We start from the raw sequence: 15,398 nt of genomic DNA, 5'->3' as shown, positions 1-15,398 counted from the left end.
GGGGATGGGCACTGGGTTACAGCGCGAGCGTGAGGTCGGTGAGCGGAGCGGAGATGCACAACTGAACGTGCTGGCCGGCCTCGACGATTCGTCCGTCGCGCAGGTTGAGCGCGCAGCCGTCGATCACCTCGGTCGAACACGTGTGGCAGATGCCGTTTCGACACCCCGAGGGTGCGAGCTGCCCCGCTGCCTCGATGCTGTCGAGCAACGGTGTGTCGGTGCGCAGTTCGAGACGTGTCGCTGAGTCGGCGAGTTCGACGACGACCGACGCCGTCTCGGCGTGGCCGTCGCGCGGCGGCAGGACGCGGGTGAAGCGCTCGATCACGAGTTGCTCGTCGAGCGCGTCGCCGACGATGCCCCGCGCTGCGAAGGCGTCGGTTGCGGCGTCGAGGAACCCCTCCGGGCCGCACGCATACACCCGACGTTGGCTCCAGTCGGCGCAGTGCTCGTCGAGCAGCGCCGGGCTGAGGCGGGTGGTCGCCGACGCTGCGCCGCCGGAACGGGTGTCGACGAATTCGACACGCAGCCACGGGTGCTGTGCAGCGGCGACCAGGTCGTGGTGGAACATCCTCGAGGAGGCATCGGGTGCGAACGACAACGCCACGACGTCGGGGACGGCTTCGCCTCGATCGTGGCGAACCTCGAGTTCGGCGATGATGCTGCGGATCGGGGTCATCCCGCTTCCGGCACCGAGCAGGAGCAGCGGAGTCGTGTTGGATTCGTCGGCGGGCGACCCTCGGTCGGGTAGGACGAATTCGCCGGTCGGCGTGCCGAGGTGAACGAGGGTCGACGGCCGGGCCGCATCGATGAGGTGATTCGACACCAAGCCACCCTCGACCCGCTGAACCCCAAGCGTGATCGTCCCGGCTCCGGGTCGGCTCGACGGTCCGGTGATGGAGTAGGTGCGCTGCTGTCGCCGGCCGTCGATTTCGACACCGACACTGACGTATTGGCCGGCATGGTGGCCCGGCCAGGAGCGGGGCACCGAGATCGTGATCTGAGCTGCGTTCGGTGTGAGCGGCGAGATGGAGGTGATGGTGCCGGTGAGAGAACCGGTCCAGCGCGGATTGAACGCCGAGGTGAAGTCGTCGAGTGAGTGGGGAGAGGTGAGGGCCTCGGCGATGCGCCGGATGGGGCGGGGAAGATGGCGAGGCAGTCGGCGGGGGATGGTGAGAGCTGACACTGACAGCTAACACTGACAGTAACAGTGGATGCTGTCAAGGATTCTTGACTCGCGCCGGAGTGGCAGATGTCGCACCGACGCCGTCGAGCGGTCGAGCTGGCAGACTGGGCCGATGGCCTCCCGTCGATCAGCCTCCAAGTCCGACCCGTCGATGGCGCACCTCGAACTGGTGGCAGAGACCGCCGAGTCCGAGCAGCGGTCGGCCGGTCCGGCGCAAGGAGCCGACGCATCCGACGGCCAGTTGTCGGTCGAGTCGAGCGACGGGTGGCTCACGATCGAGGAGCTCTCCGAACGCACCGGCGTCGCGCCCCGAACGATCCGCTTCTACCAGGCGGAGCGGTTGCTCCAAAAGCCCGAACGAGACCGGTCAGATGGGCGTGTTGCCCGCTATGGGCCGGCTCACCTCGAACGCCTGGTCCTCATCGGCGAACTGCGCGATCGTGGGCTGAAACTGCCGGGAATCCGCGCGCTCATCGAGGAGGGCGACGTGTCCGAGCGGGTCGCGGATTGGCTCGGACTCGACACGCAGCTGCGCGGATCGTGGACCGGGATCGAGCCGCGCATCATCGGCAACAAGGAACTCAAAGAAGCGCTCGACGGCATGCCGGCGGGCAGCCGTGGTGCGCTGGAGGACGGCCGTCTCATCGTGCGTCAGGGCGACTCGTGGCTCCTGCCGAACCCCGCGTTGTACGACCTGACCCTGCGCCTCATCGCGTCGGGCGTTCCCGGCGACAGCGTGCTGGAGGCGGGCGAGATTCTCCGGGGCGCGCTGGCCGTGGCGGCAAAGGAACTGATCGAGTTGTTCGTCACGATGGTCACCCACGGGTACGGCCGCGGGATCGATCCGGCGACGTTGGTCAACGCCTTCAAACCTTCCGCTGGAGATGGTGCGCGCATCATTTTCGAACAGCAACTCGAGCATGCGATCGATGACCTGCTGAACGACACGAAGCGGATCTCCAGCCTGCGATCGAGCGCCGAGCGCAACTGATTCGGCTGCTCGCCGCGATTCTCGGCCCCGTGGCGGCCCCTGGCACTAGGGTCCCGGCGGCGGGCGCGTGCCGCACGCGAGCACCCCACGGGAAAGGACATCGATATGAGCGAATGGGGCCCATTGGCCGCGTTGGTCGGCGACTGGGAGGGAACCGGTGGACTCGACACCGCCTTCTCGCACAGCGAGGAACAGGTGATCAACACGCCGTATTTCGAGAAGGTCGAGATGAAGCCGTTCGGGCCCGTGGCCAACGGCGATCAGCAACTGTGGGGCCTCGATTATCACTCGGCCATGTGGCGGGAGAGCGAAGACATTCCGTTTCACACCGAGGTCGGTTACTGGCTGTACGACCCGGCGACCGGTGAGATCCTGCGCGGATTCGTCGTGCCCCGCGGAATCACGGTACTCGCAGGCGGCCAGGCCGATGCCGACGCCAAGCAGTTCACGATGTCCGCACGCGCCGGCGATCCGCTCTACCCGATCGGCGAGAACCGCTACCTCGCCGAACGCGCCTCGACCCGGCTGTACACGGTCACCGTCACGCTGAACGACGATGACACCTGGTCCTACGCCGAAACGACCCTGTTGCAGATGACGGAGATTCCGGGCGAACTGGCGCACAACGACGCGAACACCCTGCATCGACGCAACTGACACTCGGGCCCGCGAGCCCGAATGTGAACGAAATGCCGTGAAGGGCTTCCGCATGGGAGGTGGGTTTGGTACCGTCGACGGATCCGAGACGCCCAGTCTCGGCACTCGGGAGGGATTGCCACATGTCCAAGTCGCTGAGGCGTAATGCGCCGCTCATCGCATCGATCGCCGGCCTGGCGGTGTTCAGCACTGGCTGCACCATCGACGACGTGTTGACCATCGCCAAGATCGTCGCACTGTTCATCTAGGTTGCTTGCGGCAGTTTTGCCGCATCGCCATCCACGGGGCACTCCGTCAACTCGGGGTGCCCCGTGGCGTTTTTTCGGCCAGGGTGGTGGAGTCGGCGGCGAGTCCGACACGACGACGGCGCCTTCGGTGGGTTTGGATGGGCTTCGGTAGGGTGCAGCCATGTCCGCACTCGACTACACGCTTATCGGCCACGTTTGCATCGACGAGTTGGATGACGGCACCGACCGCCTCGGGGGCACCGTGCATTTCGCTGCGGGTCAGGCGTTGGCGCTCGGGTGTGAGGTCCGCGTGATCACCAGCGCGACCGCACGGTTGGCGCAACGACTTTTCGATGCCCACGACGGGGCGATCGAACTCGATCTGCGCGAGTCCGATGGCGATACGTGCTTTGGTTTCGACCCCACCGCGGATGACGGACCAGCCCGGCTCCTGAGCGCGGCCGCACCCATCGATGCCGGAGCGGTGGCCATGTTGTTGGCCGCCGCCGACCGGGGCACCGTGCATCTCGGCCCGATCGCGGGTGAGTTGGGTCCCGGTGTTGTGGAAATGGCGCGCGCCGGGTCCGATTATCTGGGCATCACCCCACAGGGAATGCTGCGAGCCTTCGCCGAGGACGGTTCCTTCGTCGTCGACCCGAGCGGATGGCACGACGCCGTCTTGAGCGCGGACGCGCTGGTGCTCAACGACGGCGAATACCGTCGCGTCGACCAACTCGGCCTGTTGGCCGGCTTCGACGGGTTGGTGTTTCGCACGCTCGGCCGCGACGGGGCATTGGTGATGCGCGGCGGAACCGTGTTGGCGCAGTATGCGTCCGCGCTCGGCGGGCACCTCGAGGGGGCGAACGATCGACCTCGACCGGTGAATCCCGACCGTACGATCGGTGCCGGAGACGTGTTCGCCGCGGCGGCATTCATCGCTCACGCCGCCGGGGAATCGCCCGCCGATGCACTCGAGGTGGCGGTCGAGCTGGCGAGCCATTGGGTGCATCGTGACTCCGAGACGCCGTGTTGGTTCGGCATCGACTCCTGAGCGCTACTCGACGGACAGCGACCGGCCGCTGAGTATGGTGCTGGGATGATCAACTGGATCAATCGACTTCCCCCCTATAGCGGCGCTGGGCTGTTGCTGGTGGCCGACGGAGGTGCGACGAACTGCCGAGTCGCGATCTGTTCGGCCGACGGAACCCTCATCGGATACCACAAGGCGCACGGTCGTCCGACGAACGCCCGGGTCATCGGCGAGGCCGCCGCGGGGGAGAACCTCGTCTTCACCGCGAACGCCGCGATGCGCTCCGCCGGGGTGTCGACCGCGGACATCGAGACCTGCCTGATCACGAGCGCCTCGGTCGACACGTTGGCCCGAGCGGCCAGCTTCGACGACGCGCTCGGCGCAGCCGGGTTGGCGCATGCGGTGAGGTCGACGGTGCCCGACACGATGGGGTGCTGGGCCTCGACCGATTCGCTGGGTCCGGCGGCGGCGATCATCGCCGGCACTGGCAGCGTCGCGGTCGCGGCCGACCGCGAGCGGCGGATCTGGCGTCGATTCGGAGGCTGGGACTTCGTGCTCGGCGACGAAGGGTCCGGTTACGCGCTGGGGCGTCGAGCCTTGCAGGAGACGCTCCTCGTACACGAGGGCCGTTCGGAGGCGTCGGCCCTGGCGGAGGCGGTTGTGCAACATTGGGGCGGGACCGACGTTGAAGGGCTCCCCGACGATGTTCACTACCCCACGATCGACAAGGCGTGGATCGCATCGTTCGCCCCCATCGTCACCGACCTGGCCGCGGCGGGCGACCTGCGGGCGCTCGAGATCATTGACGATGAGGTCACGGTGCTCGCGGAAGCTGCGCTCGCGGCGGTCGCGGTGTTGCGCGGCGACGAGCGGTCCGGCCGCACCGATGCGGTTCCCGTGGGGCTGTTCGGCGGCATTGCGAAGGACCCGGTCTTCCAGGATCGCTTTCGGGCGCTCATGGGCGAACGAAGTGACGTACCCCTGCGATTCGTGATCCCCGAACACTCCGCACTCGTCGGGGCGGCGGCGCTCGCGATGATCGACCGGGACCCGCAGCTGCGCGCCGAGGCGCTCGACCGGCTCGACGCCGCCGTCGATGTGGCGGTCGCCGCCGCGGACGCAGCGGCGCGCGGGGTGCGCTGAGGGCCACGGGGTCGAGAGGGTCGGGAACATTCTGAGCCGACCCGGCTGGGTCTCGGAGGGAGTTCCAAGACACCGCGGTCACGATGGTTTCGTACCTCGAAGGAGACGACGATGATTCGAAACGGAACCCGCCGAACGGGCCATGGCCACGTCGATTCGGCGAACGACGAGCACCACGGCGACGAGCTCCACGATGCCGGATTGTCCGCAGATCTTGGGCTGTTCACCCGACGCCGGGCATCGCTGACCCTGCTCGGAACCGGACTGGCGGCACTCGTCGGTTGTTCCGGCCCCGAGGCCGACAGCGGCGCTGGTGCCGGTCCCACCTCGACTGGCTCCGGTGCAACCTCGGCGAGTGGGGGCTCCATCTCGACGGGCTCGGGCGGCGACGCGACGGCTGCAGCCGATGCCGGTTCGTGCGAGGTGATCCCCGAGGAGACCGCCGGACCGTATCCCGGGGATGGCTCGAACGGCCCCGACGTGTTGAGCGAATCCGGGGTCGTACGCCAGGACATTCGCTCGAGTTTCGGTGCGTCGTCGACGACCGCGGACGGCGTGCCGGTCGAACTGGTTCTTCGCATCGTCGACACCAAGAACGGATGTGCGCCGCTCGCCGGAGCTGCGGTCTACGCCTGGCACTGCGACGCCGAAGGCAGGTACTCGATGTACAGCGACGGGGTGGAAGACGAGAACTTCCTGCGCGGGGTGCAGGAGAGCGACGCCGATGGTTACGTGCGTTTCACATCGATTTTTCCCGGGTGCTATTCGGGCCGGTGGCCCCACGTGCACTTCGAGGTGTACCCCTCCGTCGACGACGCGGCGTCGGCATCGAATCGTCTGCGGACCTCGCAGATGGCGTTTCCGGAGGACATCAGCACCGAGATCTACGGCGACAGCCGGTACCCGTCGAGCGCTCGGAACCTCTCGCAGATCTCACTCGACCGCGACATGGTCTTTCGAGACGGCGTGTCGTTGCAGATGGCGGCGATGACCGGCGAGGTGGCCTCGGGGCTGACGGCGACGCTCACCGCACCGGTGTAATCGACCTGCGGCTTCGGCCGGCGACAGCGGCGACAGCGGCCTCAGAGCCGAGGTCAAGGGGTCGGCGGCGTGATGAGATAACAACTCACCTCGGCCGCCTCCAGATCCGACACGATCCGACCCAGGTTGCGGTCCTTCGCGTCCCACACCACGATCGCCGCATCGCAGGCTTGGGTCAGCCATCGGTCGCGAGCGCCGCAAGCCTGTCCCGCCGCCTGCTTGGTGGCCGGCGCCGTCGGGCTCAGCGTGATCACCCTGGTGGCCGCGGCGGCGAGTGCGGCGAAGCGTTCCCGCGACGCTCGGGGCCACACCTTGTCCGGTGCCGGGTAGGCCAACACGGCGACCAGGTCGACGCCGGAATCGACCGCAGCCTGGGCACCGTACTGTTCCGCTCCCAGGCCGAGTCCGCTCGCGACGACGAGGTCGGGGTGGACCACGGCGAGGGCCTCGATGACCTCTCGCAGACGTGCGGTCACCGTTACCGCCGTCGGGTTGGTTTCGTCGTAGCCGCCGAGTTCGGGTGGACGGTGCCCGAACACCGCAACGACCCAGGGTCCCAGCTTCGATGCCGGCGAGGAATCGGCGCGGGCATCCGTGCTGCCGGGAGCGCTGCCGGCCGCGCCGTCGGGCTCGCCGAGGTCGGTCGGCGGTTCGTCGCCGTGGCGCGCACATTGGCTCTGGGCCGCCTCGATCGCGAGGCGGTCGACGAGATCGTTCATCTCGTCGCCGGAGTGTCCCTTCACCCATGCGAAGGTGATTTCGTCGCGGCGGTTGAGGTACTCCTCGATGAAGGGCTTCCACAGGTCCTGGTTGGCGACCGGCCGCTTCTGGGCATTCAACCAACCGCGGGCAACCCACCCTTCGTGCCAGCGTTTGTTGAAGCAGTCGACCACGTAGGTCGAGTCGCTGACGATGTGAAGCCGACCGGGATTGGCAAGCACCGCCTCGAATGCCGCGGTGACCTCCATGCGTTGGTTGGTGGTGGCTTCGTCGAATCCGGAGGCGTGCGCACCGCCGGGAATGGCCCAGGCCCACCCGCCCGGTCCCGGGTTGTTGATGCACGCGCCATCGGTGTAGATGACGGTTGCGTCGAGGTCGCGAGCTGCCATGGTGGATAACCCTAGATGGGGCCCGAGACGTAGGCCTGAGACGTCGGCTCGGCCATGACCATGGCCAATGCAGGCCGTATCACTCGTTGGGTCACGGGAGTTCCGTATCGTTTCGTCGGAGAAGCCGAAAGGCGTACCGGGATCGGTCGGCGGACGCCGGGTAGCGTGTGGCGATGCAGTATCCCGACCGAGTCGTCGCCGCCGCAGCCTGGGCGTTGGAAAATGGGCACCGCACGCTGTCGGCGCTCACCGGTGGCCGGTGGCCCAAGCGCCTGCTCGGCATGGAGACGCTCGAGCTGCACACGATCGGTCGCCGCTCGGGCGAACGGCGCTCGACGCTGCTCACCAGTCCGATGGCCTCGGATGATCGTGTCGTACTGGTCGCGTCCAAGGGCGGCCACTCCCGCCACCCGGCGTGGTACCTGAACCTCGTCGCGAACCCCGGCATCGAACTGACCCGCAGCGGCGTGACCTCGCCATGGGTCGCCCGCACGGCCTCGCCGGAGGAGAAGGCGTCGATGTGGCCCGACATCGTGAAGGTCTACGGCGGGTACGCGTCGTATCAGGCAAACACCGAACGCGATATTCCGGTGGTGATCTGCGAGCCGGCGTCGTTGGCGAGCTGATCCGAACCGGCCTCCGTTCGGCTGGATCCGGGTCGACGTGATTCAACTGGGCGCGCCGCATGTGTAAACTGCTGCGACCATGCGACTCCGCCTTGGCACGACGGAGGGCGTTGGACGTCCCGTTTCGGCCGTCGCTTTCCGCACCGACCTCTATCACGGGAGCGGTCCGTCATGACGGCGCTGTTGGCGCTTCACCTCATCGGCGGGCTCGGCATCGTCGTTGCCGGCGACCGAATCGGACGGCGCGGCTTCTACCTGGCGTTGGCCGGCCCGCTCGCCGTGCTGGCGTGGCTTGGGACACAGATCGGTTCGATTCTCGGCGACGATGCGGCGGCGGTCACACAACACGTCGAGTGGGTCCCCGCGTTGGGCCTGAACATCGACCTGCGCCTGGATGCATTCGCCGCGCTGATGGTTCTGCTCGTGTCCGGCATCGGGGTCCTGGTGTTCCTGTACGCCACGAGATACTTCGGCGACGGCGCAGGGGTGGGGCGCCTGTGCGGACTGCTCGTGTTGTTCAGCGGGTCGATGCTCGGCCTGGTGCTCGCCGACAACGTGTTGTTCCTTTACACGTGTTGGGAACTCACCGCCGTCACCTCGTTCCTGCTGATCGGCAACAACCACACCGAGACCGCGGCGCGCGCTGCGGCCTTGCAAGCGATACTCACCACCGCGCTCGGCGGGTTGGCGATGCTGGGTGGATTCATCGTCATCGGCAACGAGGCTGGAACGTTTCGACTGAGTGCGATTCTGGCCGATGTGCCGACCACGACCCCGGCCCAGATCGGGCTGGGTCTGGTGTTGGTCGGCGCCGCAACCAAGAGCGCTCAGTTCCCGTTCCAGTCCTGGCTGCCCGGCGCCATGGCCGCGCCGACCCCAGTGAGCGCCTACCTGCACTCGGCGACCATGGTGAAAGCCGGCGTGTACCTCGTCGCCCGGCTTTCTCCGGCGGTGCTCGCCGTCGGGTGGTTCCGCCCGACGGTCATCGCAGTCGGGCTGATCACGATGATCCTCGGAGGGTTGAGTGCGCTGCGCCCGACCGACCTCAAAGCGCTGTTGGCGAACGGCACGATCAGCCAGCTCGGATTCCTGTTCGTGATCTTCGGGGTCGGAACCGACGAGGCGATGTTGGCGGGTTCGCTCATGTTGCTGAGCCACGGGTTGTTCAAAGCGGCCTTGTTCATGGGGGTCGGAATCATCGACCACCAGGCGAAGACCCGCGACCTCGCGGAGCTCCCGGTGCTCGACGGCCGGTGGCGCCCCGTGCGGGTCTTCATGTCGATCTCCGCCGCGTCGATGGCGGGTATTCCGCTGGCGTTCGGGTTCGTCGCGAAGGAAACGGTGCTCGAAGCGTTGACCGGCAGCGGGATCGACGGCGGCTGGATCGTCGTGGCCGGCGTGGTGGTCGGATCCGCCCTCACCGCCGCCTACAGCATCCGCATCATTTGGGGAACCTTCGTGTGGCCCTCTCGTCGCGTCGCGGCCGAGGTCGCCGGTGGCGACGGGGCGACGAGGAGAGCGGCGCCGGCACCCAGCGCCGCATTCATCGCCCCCGCGTGCGTGTTGACGGCCTTCACCCTCGTGTTCGGTGTCGCGCCCGGTCTGCTCAACACCTTCGCCGGGTCGGCCCAAGCCAGCCTGCTTCTGCCAACCGGTCGAGCGGCCGCCCACGTCGTCGCCCACCTTTCGCTGTGGCACGGGTTCACCGCGGCGCTCGGACTCTCCGCGTTGGCCCTTGGGTTCTCGGTGGTCATGGTCATCTATCGCCGACCGATTGGTCGTGTCATCGCACTCGGGTCGAAACTCCCGCGCGGCACGACGGTGTATCGCGAGATCCTGCGCACCATGAACCGCAGTGCAGACCTGGTGACCGGCGTCGTTCAGAACGGTTCGTTGCGCATCTACACGGGTGTGATCGTGCTCACCGCGACGCTGATTCCGAGCATCGCGCTCATCCTCGACGGCCTCGAGATCGACTGGCCGAAGTGGGTGGGCAGCCCGGCCCAGGCCGTCGCCGCCGCGCACATCCTGACAGCGGCGGTCGCCGCGGTGTTCGTGCGGCGGCGTTTCACCGCAGCGTTGTTCCTCGGCCTCGTGGGCTACGGGATGGCGGCACTGTTCATCGTTCAGGGTGCTCCGGATCTGGCGCTCACCCAAATCGCCATCGAGACCCTGACCACGGTGTTGTTCGTGCTGGTCCTTCGTCGGCTCCCTGACGGGTTCGAGCGCAGCCACGAGGTGTACAGCCGAACGGTGCGTCTGGTGATCTCGGCCATCGTGGGGTCGACGGTGTTCGTGTTCGCGCTCGTGGCGGCAGGGGAGCGCCTCCCGGAACCGGTGTCGGAGGAGATGGTTGAGGGAGCGCTGAGCGACGGCCACGGGCGCAACATCGTCAACGTGATCCTGGTCGATTTCCGTGGCTTCGACACGATGGGCGAGATCACCGTGCTCGCCGCTGCGGGAATCGGCGCGGTGGCCCTCGCACGCGCCGGTCGACGGCCGGGCACGGCGATCACAACCGACGCCGACTCGGCCCACCAGACACAACTCCACTTCGACGTGTCGGTATCGATGATCTTCTATGTGATGATGGCGGCCTCGGTGTACCTGCTCTTCGCCGGACACCAACTCCCCGGTGGCGGCTTCGTTGGCGGACTCGTGGCCGGCGGCGCCATCGCGTTGCGGTACGTGGCCGGCGGCATCGACGAGGTGCGCCGTGTCAGCCCGCTCAAACCGTGGACGATTCTCGGCGCCGGCGTCGTGATGAGTGCGGTGACCGCGTTGATTCCCCTGCTCGTCGGCGATTCGGTGCTCGACAACGGCGTGGCCCATGTGCACGTGCCGGTCCTCGGCGACTATGAAGTCGCCTCCGCTATGGCGTTCGACGGCGGCGTCTACCTCGTGGTGATCGGCCTGGTGCTCATGGTGGTCGAGGCGTTCGGTGAGCGTTTTGTCGACGGATGGGACGTGTTATGACCATCACCCTCGCCGCGCTGGCCGCGCTCATGTTCGGCATCGGCACCTACCTGGTGCTGCAACGCAAGCTCAGCCGCATCATCATCGGCATCGGACTCTTGAGCCACGGTGCGAACGTGTTGTTCCTCGGCGCCGGCCGAAGCGGCCGTCCGCCGTTCATCAAGGAGGACACCGCCGCCGAACACGCGGCCCTCACCGACCCGTTGCCACACGCCATGGTGCTGACCGCCATCGTCATCTCCTTCGGCGTAACCGCGCTGTTGTTGGCCCTGGCGTACCGAAGCTGGTTGTTGACCGACGACGATGAGGTCGAAGACGACGTGTCCGACCGCGTCGTCGCCGGCGGCGGATTCCTCGACCGGGAGATTCGCGATGCCGACGCGGTCATCGCGAGCGTGATCGACCCGGAGGACGTGTGAACCTGCTGTTGGCTGTTCCGATCCTGTTGCCGCTGTTGGGCGCCGGGCTGTCGATGATCGTCGGTCGGAGTCGCGCCGCCCAGCGAACCGTCAGCCTCACGGTGCTCACCGTCGTCATGGGCTGCGCCATCGCGATCGCGATTCACGTCGATCGAGTCGGCCCGCTGAGCCTGCAAGCCGGCGGTTGGCGGGCGCCGATCGGCATCAGCCTGGTCGCGGATCGCCTATCGGCGACCATGCTGGCGGTGGCGTCGGTGATGCTGGTGGCGGTGATGGTGTACGCCATCGGCCAGCCCGGCGCTGAGCGCAATCACGTCGGGTTCCAGTCGGTGTATCTCATCATGGCCGCAGGGGTTGCCGGGTCGTTTCTCACCGGCGACCTATTCAACCTCTTCGTCAGTTTCGAAATGATGCTCGCCGCCAGTTACGTGCTGATCACGATCGGGGCCCGTAAGGATCAGGTTCGGTCCGGGATGAGCTATGTCGTGATCTCGCTGCTGGCGTCGACGTTCTTCGTCGTGGTGTTGGCGCTGGTCTACTCGGCCACCGGAACGTTGAATCTCGCCGACCTGTCGGTTCGCATGGGGGAACTGTCGCCCGGTCTGCGCAGCGGATTCTCGTTGATGATGCTGATCGTGTTCGGCATCAAGGCGGGGCTGTTTCCGCTGTTCTTCTGGCTGCCCGACAGCTACCCGACGGCACCTTCGGCGGTCACGGCGGTGTTCGCCGGGTTGCTGACCAAGGTCGGCGTCTACGCCATCATCCGCACCCAGACGTTGTTGTTCGACAACGACAGCCGGCCCGATCGACTGATCCTCGTGTTGGCCGCAGCGACGATGGTCGTGGGGGTGTTGGGGGCGATCGCCCAAGACGACGTCAAACGAATCTTGTCGTTCCACATCGTGAGCCACGTCGGGTTCATGGTGATGGGCCTCGGATTCTTCACCGTCGCAGGCCTGGGCGCGGCGCTGTTCTACATCGTCCATCACATCGTGGTGATGACGACGCTGTTCCTCACCGGCGGCCTCATCGAACACGTCGGTGGGTCGAGCCGACTGAGTCGGGTCGGCGGCCTGGTCCGTTCGGCGCCGGGGGTGGCGGTGCTCTTCGCGCTTCCAGCGCTCAGCCTTGCCGGGCTGCCGCCGTTTTCCGGGTTTGTCGCCAAGGTCGGGCTGATCGATGCCGGCGTTCGCAGCGAGCGCTACGCCATCATCGCGGTGTCGCTCGTCGTGAGCCTCATGACGCTGTTTTCGATGACCAAGATCTGGTCGGCGGCGTTCTGGGGTGAAGAGCCGGAGTTGTGCGCCGACGACCTCGACGTTCTCGACGAGTACGAGGGCCTCGGCCTCATTCCCGGGGGCCACGACGATCGCCCGCCCCTCATGGTGATCCCCACGGCCGTGCTCGCCGCGATCAGCATCGGAATCGCCGTGTTCGCCGGACCGTTGCACGATCTCAGCACCCGAGCGGCTGAAGGCATCATTGACCCAGACGCCTATTACGAGGTGGTGGAGCCGTGAGCCGGGTCACGCTCGGGCTCGGCCTCATCGTCGGGTGGATGATGCTCTGGGGGAGCGCGAGTCCGGGAACCGTGCTCGGCGGCATCGCCGTTGTCCTGGTGTTGTTTTCGACCTTCCCCAGTTCGCGACCGAAATTGCCGAGCGTGCGACTCGACCTCGTCGCCCTGGTACGCCTCGTCGGGTATTTCACCTCGGAGCTCGTGGTGTCGAACCTGCGCCTGAGCGTCGAGTTGGTCCGACCGACCTCGAGGCTTCGCGGCGAAGTGGTCGACGTGGAGATGCACACGACGTCGCCGTCGGTCATCACCGCGGTGTCGAACCTGGCCGCGATGTCGCCGGGAACGATGGTCGTGGGCACGAGCCAACATCCGCCGGTTCTGCGGATTCACGTGCTGGTCTTCGGCGGGCGCGAGGGCACCGAGGAATCGGTCGAGTCGATCCGGACGTTGGAACGACTCTCGCTCGAGGCGTTCGGGACCGAGGCCGACCGGAGCGCCTACCGGGCCAGCATCGGAGGTGCGCCGTGAAGACGATCACGTTCGTGGTGCTCGCCGCGGCCGGTGCACTGTTCATGTTGAGGACCGTGCGCGGACCGTCGTTGTCGGCGCGGGTCATCGGTATGGACGGCATGATCGTCGTGGGGGTCGGAGCGATCGCCGCGGATGCGATGTATCGCGGCGACGGCATCTATCTGCCGACCGTCGTCGTGATCACACTCGTCGGTTTCGTGAGCACCGCAGCATCGGCTCGGTTCATCGAACGTCGCGAACTCGACGCGGATGCCGACGCCGACGCCGATGGTGTGGCCGACGCCGATGGTGTGGGTTCGGCTGGTTCGGCGGGGTGTGAGGACCATCCGGAGGGTCGGTCGTGATGGCGCAGGTTTTCGTGTTGGCCGGGGCCGTGTTGATCCTGTTCTCGGCGCTCGGGGTGACGCGGTTCAACGATGTGATGGCCCAGATGCACTTCCTGTCCAAAGCCACCACGCTCGGGATCGTGGTGTTGCTCGTCGGTGCGGCGCTGGGAATGGACTCCGCAAACGACTGGACGTCGCTGTTGCTGGCGGCGTTCTTGCAGATGATGACCTCCCCGGTGTCGGCGAATCTCATCAGCCGGTCGACCTATCTGCGCGAGCGACGGGTGCATGAGGCCTCGGAGTCGGGTGCGGTCGACGACGTGTCGACGGGGCGGACGGAAATCTCGGGAAGTTGAGCCGAAGTGCGCCGATCGGCGGCGGCGCCTTCGTAACATGGGTCCCATGGTTTCCCCCCGAAACGAGCAGCCGATGGTGTCATCGGGGTGGATTGTCGCGAGTGACGAGGCGACGGCGAGCGCCGTGCGGATCGAGGTCGATGCGGCCACGTTGGCCATGTACCCGTTCAATCCCGACATTTTCGCGCCGCCCGACCCGAGTCCGGCTCCGCCGATCGTCGTGGCGCTTGTCGATGTCGTCGGCCTGGATCAGTTGGGTGCCGACGTGATCCAGCCGCTCGTCGAGTTCACGCTGGCGAACGGCGAGACGCACCGTCTACGCACGACCGCGAAGTTCCTCGATGAGATCGTCGCGGCGCTCGAAGCGTCGCGAACCGGCGACGCGCCTGACGACGATCTCGATGACGCCGATCTGGATGACGACGATCTCGACGCGTTCCTCGAGCCGGCCAAGGTGGTGAGGCAGGGACGGTCGGTCGAGCCGCTATCGCCGGCCTCCGAGCTCGCCTCGTCCACGGGTCCCTCATCGACTCCGGAGCCAATCGACGTCGCAAGCCTGGCCGAGCTACCCGAGGTTCCGCCGCCGAGTTCGAGCACCTCCAAGCGTGCGCTTCAAGGCGAGATCGAGGCGCTCCGCACCTACATCGCAGCGATGGGTGTGGCGCAGCGTTCGGCGTTGCGATCTGACGTGACGGCGCTCACCTCCGCTGTCGAACGGCTGACGGAGCATCGCGCGGAGGTCTTCGAGCAGGTTCGAGCAGCGACGGCCGAGTTGCGGGATCTACGCAACGACTATGTGGAGGTCGCACGGGAAGGCCGGCTGCAACTGCTTGGCGCCTTCCGATTCGAGCGACCGGTCGATCACGTGGTCCCGCCGAGCGACGAGTTGGTAGAGGTGCGTCGCCGAATCGAACGTCGCCTACTCGACGATGCCGCTATTCGAGTCCGACCCGACCGCGCGTCGAGCGCCGCGTCACAGGGCGCGTCGTCTCGTGACCTGGCGATGTTGCTGTTGCGCACCTACAACGCCGAGGCGGACCTTGTGGTGCGAGGGCTGCAGCCATTCGATCTCACCGTTGCAAGCGAACGACTGGAGGCTGCTGCTCAGGCGGTGCTTCGGCTCGGCTCGGATCTCGAGTTGGCGATTGACCCGGACTTTCACCGGTTGCGTCTCGAGGAGTTGCGTCTCGTCGCCGAACAGCATGCGGCAGCTGATGGCACCCACTCGGGCGCATCCGCTCCGACCTCGCACTTCTGAGCGTCG

At 66.8% G+C, this 15,398-nt stretch carries 15 protein-coding genes; 13 read left to right on the top strand and 2 right to left on the bottom strand.

The window, feature by feature from the left end:
- Positions 1 to 16: 16 nt before the first annotated feature.
- On the bottom strand, positions 17 to 1,183 hold the full coding sequence (locus M9952_09675; protein ID MCO5313185.1) for an iron-sulfur cluster-binding domain-containing protein: 1,167 nt from the start codon (positions 1,181 to 1,183) through the stop codon (positions 17 to 19).
- Positions 1,184 to 1,295: 112 nt separating this feature from the next.
- Between M9952_09675 and M9952_09670 the strand changes: the two genes are divergently transcribed.
- The 5 genes from M9952_09670 to M9952_09650 all read left to right on the top strand — a co-directional run bounded on the left by M9952_09670 (position 1,296) and on the right by M9952_09650 (position 6,272).
- Positions 1,296 to 2,174 (top strand): MerR family transcriptional regulator, encoded by an 879-nt coding sequence (locus M9952_09670; GenBank protein ID MCO5313184.1) that lies wholly within the window; start codon positions 1,296 to 1,298, stop codon positions 2,172 to 2,174.
- Positions 2,175 to 2,279: 105 nt separating this feature from the next.
- Positions 2,280 to 2,831 (top strand): heme-binding beta-barrel domain-containing protein, encoded by a 552-nt coding sequence (locus M9952_09665; GenBank protein MCO5313183.1) that lies wholly within the window; start codon positions 2,280 to 2,282, stop codon positions 2,829 to 2,831.
- 408 nt (positions 2,832 to 3,239) lie between these two features.
- On the top strand, positions 3,240 to 4,109 hold the full coding sequence (locus M9952_09660; GenBank protein ID MCO5313182.1) for a hypothetical protein: 870 nt from the start codon (positions 3,240 to 3,242) through the stop codon (positions 4,107 to 4,109).
- Positions 4,110 to 4,154: 45 nt separating this feature from the next.
- On the top strand, positions 4,155 to 5,231 hold the full coding sequence (locus tag M9952_09655) for a hypothetical protein (protein ID MCO5313181.1): 1,077 nt from the start codon (positions 4,155 to 4,157) through the stop codon (positions 5,229 to 5,231).
- Positions 5,232 to 5,342: 111 nt separating this feature from the next.
- The gene (locus M9952_09650; GenBank protein MCO5313180.1) at positions 5,343 to 6,272 is read left to right on the top strand and encodes an intradiol ring-cleavage dioxygenase; all 930 of its coding nucleotides are present in this window, start codon (positions 5,343 to 5,345) and stop codon (positions 6,270 to 6,272) included.
- A 53-nt stretch (positions 6,273 to 6,325) separates the two neighbouring features.
- Here the strand turns inward: M9952_09650 and M9952_09645 are convergent, their stop codons facing one another.
- Positions 6,326 to 7,381: a ribonuclease HI gene (locus M9952_09645; GenBank protein MCO5313179.1), complete on the bottom strand. Its 1,056-nt coding sequence runs from the start codon at positions 7,379 to 7,381 to the stop codon at positions 6,326 to 6,328.
- 173 nt (positions 7,382 to 7,554) lie between these two features.
- Here M9952_09645 and M9952_09640 point away from each other — a divergent pair, with 173 nt between their 5' ends.
- The 8 genes from M9952_09640 to M9952_09605 all read left to right on the top strand — a co-directional run bounded on the left by M9952_09640 (position 7,555) and on the right by M9952_09605 (position 15,392).
- Positions 7,555 to 8,007, top strand: a complete 453-nt coding sequence (locus M9952_09640) for a nitroreductase family deazaflavin-dependent oxidoreductase (GenBank protein ID MCO5313178.1) — start codon at positions 7,555 to 7,557, stop codon at positions 8,005 to 8,007.
- Between the two features lie 171 nt (positions 8,008 to 8,178).
- Positions 8,179 to 10,983: a DUF4040 domain-containing protein gene (locus M9952_09635; protein MCO5313177.1), complete on the top strand. Its 2,805-nt coding sequence runs from the start codon at positions 8,179 to 8,181 to the stop codon at positions 10,981 to 10,983.
- Positions 10,980 to 11,402 carry an NADH-quinone oxidoreductase subunit K gene (locus M9952_09630; GenBank protein MCO5313176.1) on the top strand — a complete coding sequence of 141 codons (423 nt, stop codon included), beginning with the start codon at positions 10,980 to 10,982 and terminating at the stop codon, positions 11,400 to 11,402. Before M9952_09635 ends, M9952_09630 begins: the two co-directional genes overlap by 4 nt.
- On the top strand, positions 11,399 to 12,922 hold the full coding sequence (locus tag M9952_09625; GenBank protein ID MCO5313175.1) for a Na+/H+ antiporter subunit D: 1,524 nt from the start codon (positions 11,399 to 11,401) through the stop codon (positions 12,920 to 12,922). The genes M9952_09630 and M9952_09625 overlap by 4 nt, the downstream gene beginning before the upstream one ends.
- A complete protein-coding gene (locus M9952_09620; protein MCO5313174.1) occupies positions 12,919 to 13,449 on the top strand; it encodes a Na+/H+ antiporter subunit E in 531 nt (176 codons plus the stop codon). The genes M9952_09625 and M9952_09620 overlap by 4 nt, the downstream gene beginning before the upstream one ends.
- Complete coding sequence (locus M9952_09615; protein ID MCO5313173.1) at positions 13,446 to 13,796, top strand: monovalent cation/H+ antiporter complex subunit F; 351 nt, start codon at positions 13,446 to 13,448, stop codon at positions 13,794 to 13,796. The genes M9952_09620 and M9952_09615 overlap by 4 nt, the downstream gene beginning before the upstream one ends.
- Positions 13,796 to 14,134, top strand: a complete 339-nt coding sequence (gene mnhG, locus M9952_09610; GenBank protein ID MCO5313172.1) for a monovalent cation/H(+) antiporter subunit G — start codon at positions 13,796 to 13,798, stop codon at positions 14,132 to 14,134. Before M9952_09615 ends, mnhG begins: the two co-directional genes overlap by 1 nt.
- 46 nt (positions 14,135 to 14,180) lie before the next feature.
- Positions 14,181 to 15,392 carry a DUF4041 domain-containing protein gene (locus M9952_09605; GenBank protein ID MCO5313171.1) on the top strand — a complete coding sequence of 404 codons (1,212 nt, stop codon included), beginning with the start codon at positions 14,181 to 14,183 and terminating at the stop codon, positions 15,390 to 15,392.
- The last annotated feature ends 6 nt before the right edge of the window (positions 15,393 to 15,398 follow it).

This window comes from Microthrixaceae bacterium, from assembly GCA_023957975.1.
Taxonomy (GTDB): domain Bacteria; phylum Actinomycetota; class Acidimicrobiia; order Acidimicrobiales; family Microtrichaceae; genus JAMLGM01.
This window is presented reverse-complemented; position numbering and strand designations above follow the sequence as displayed.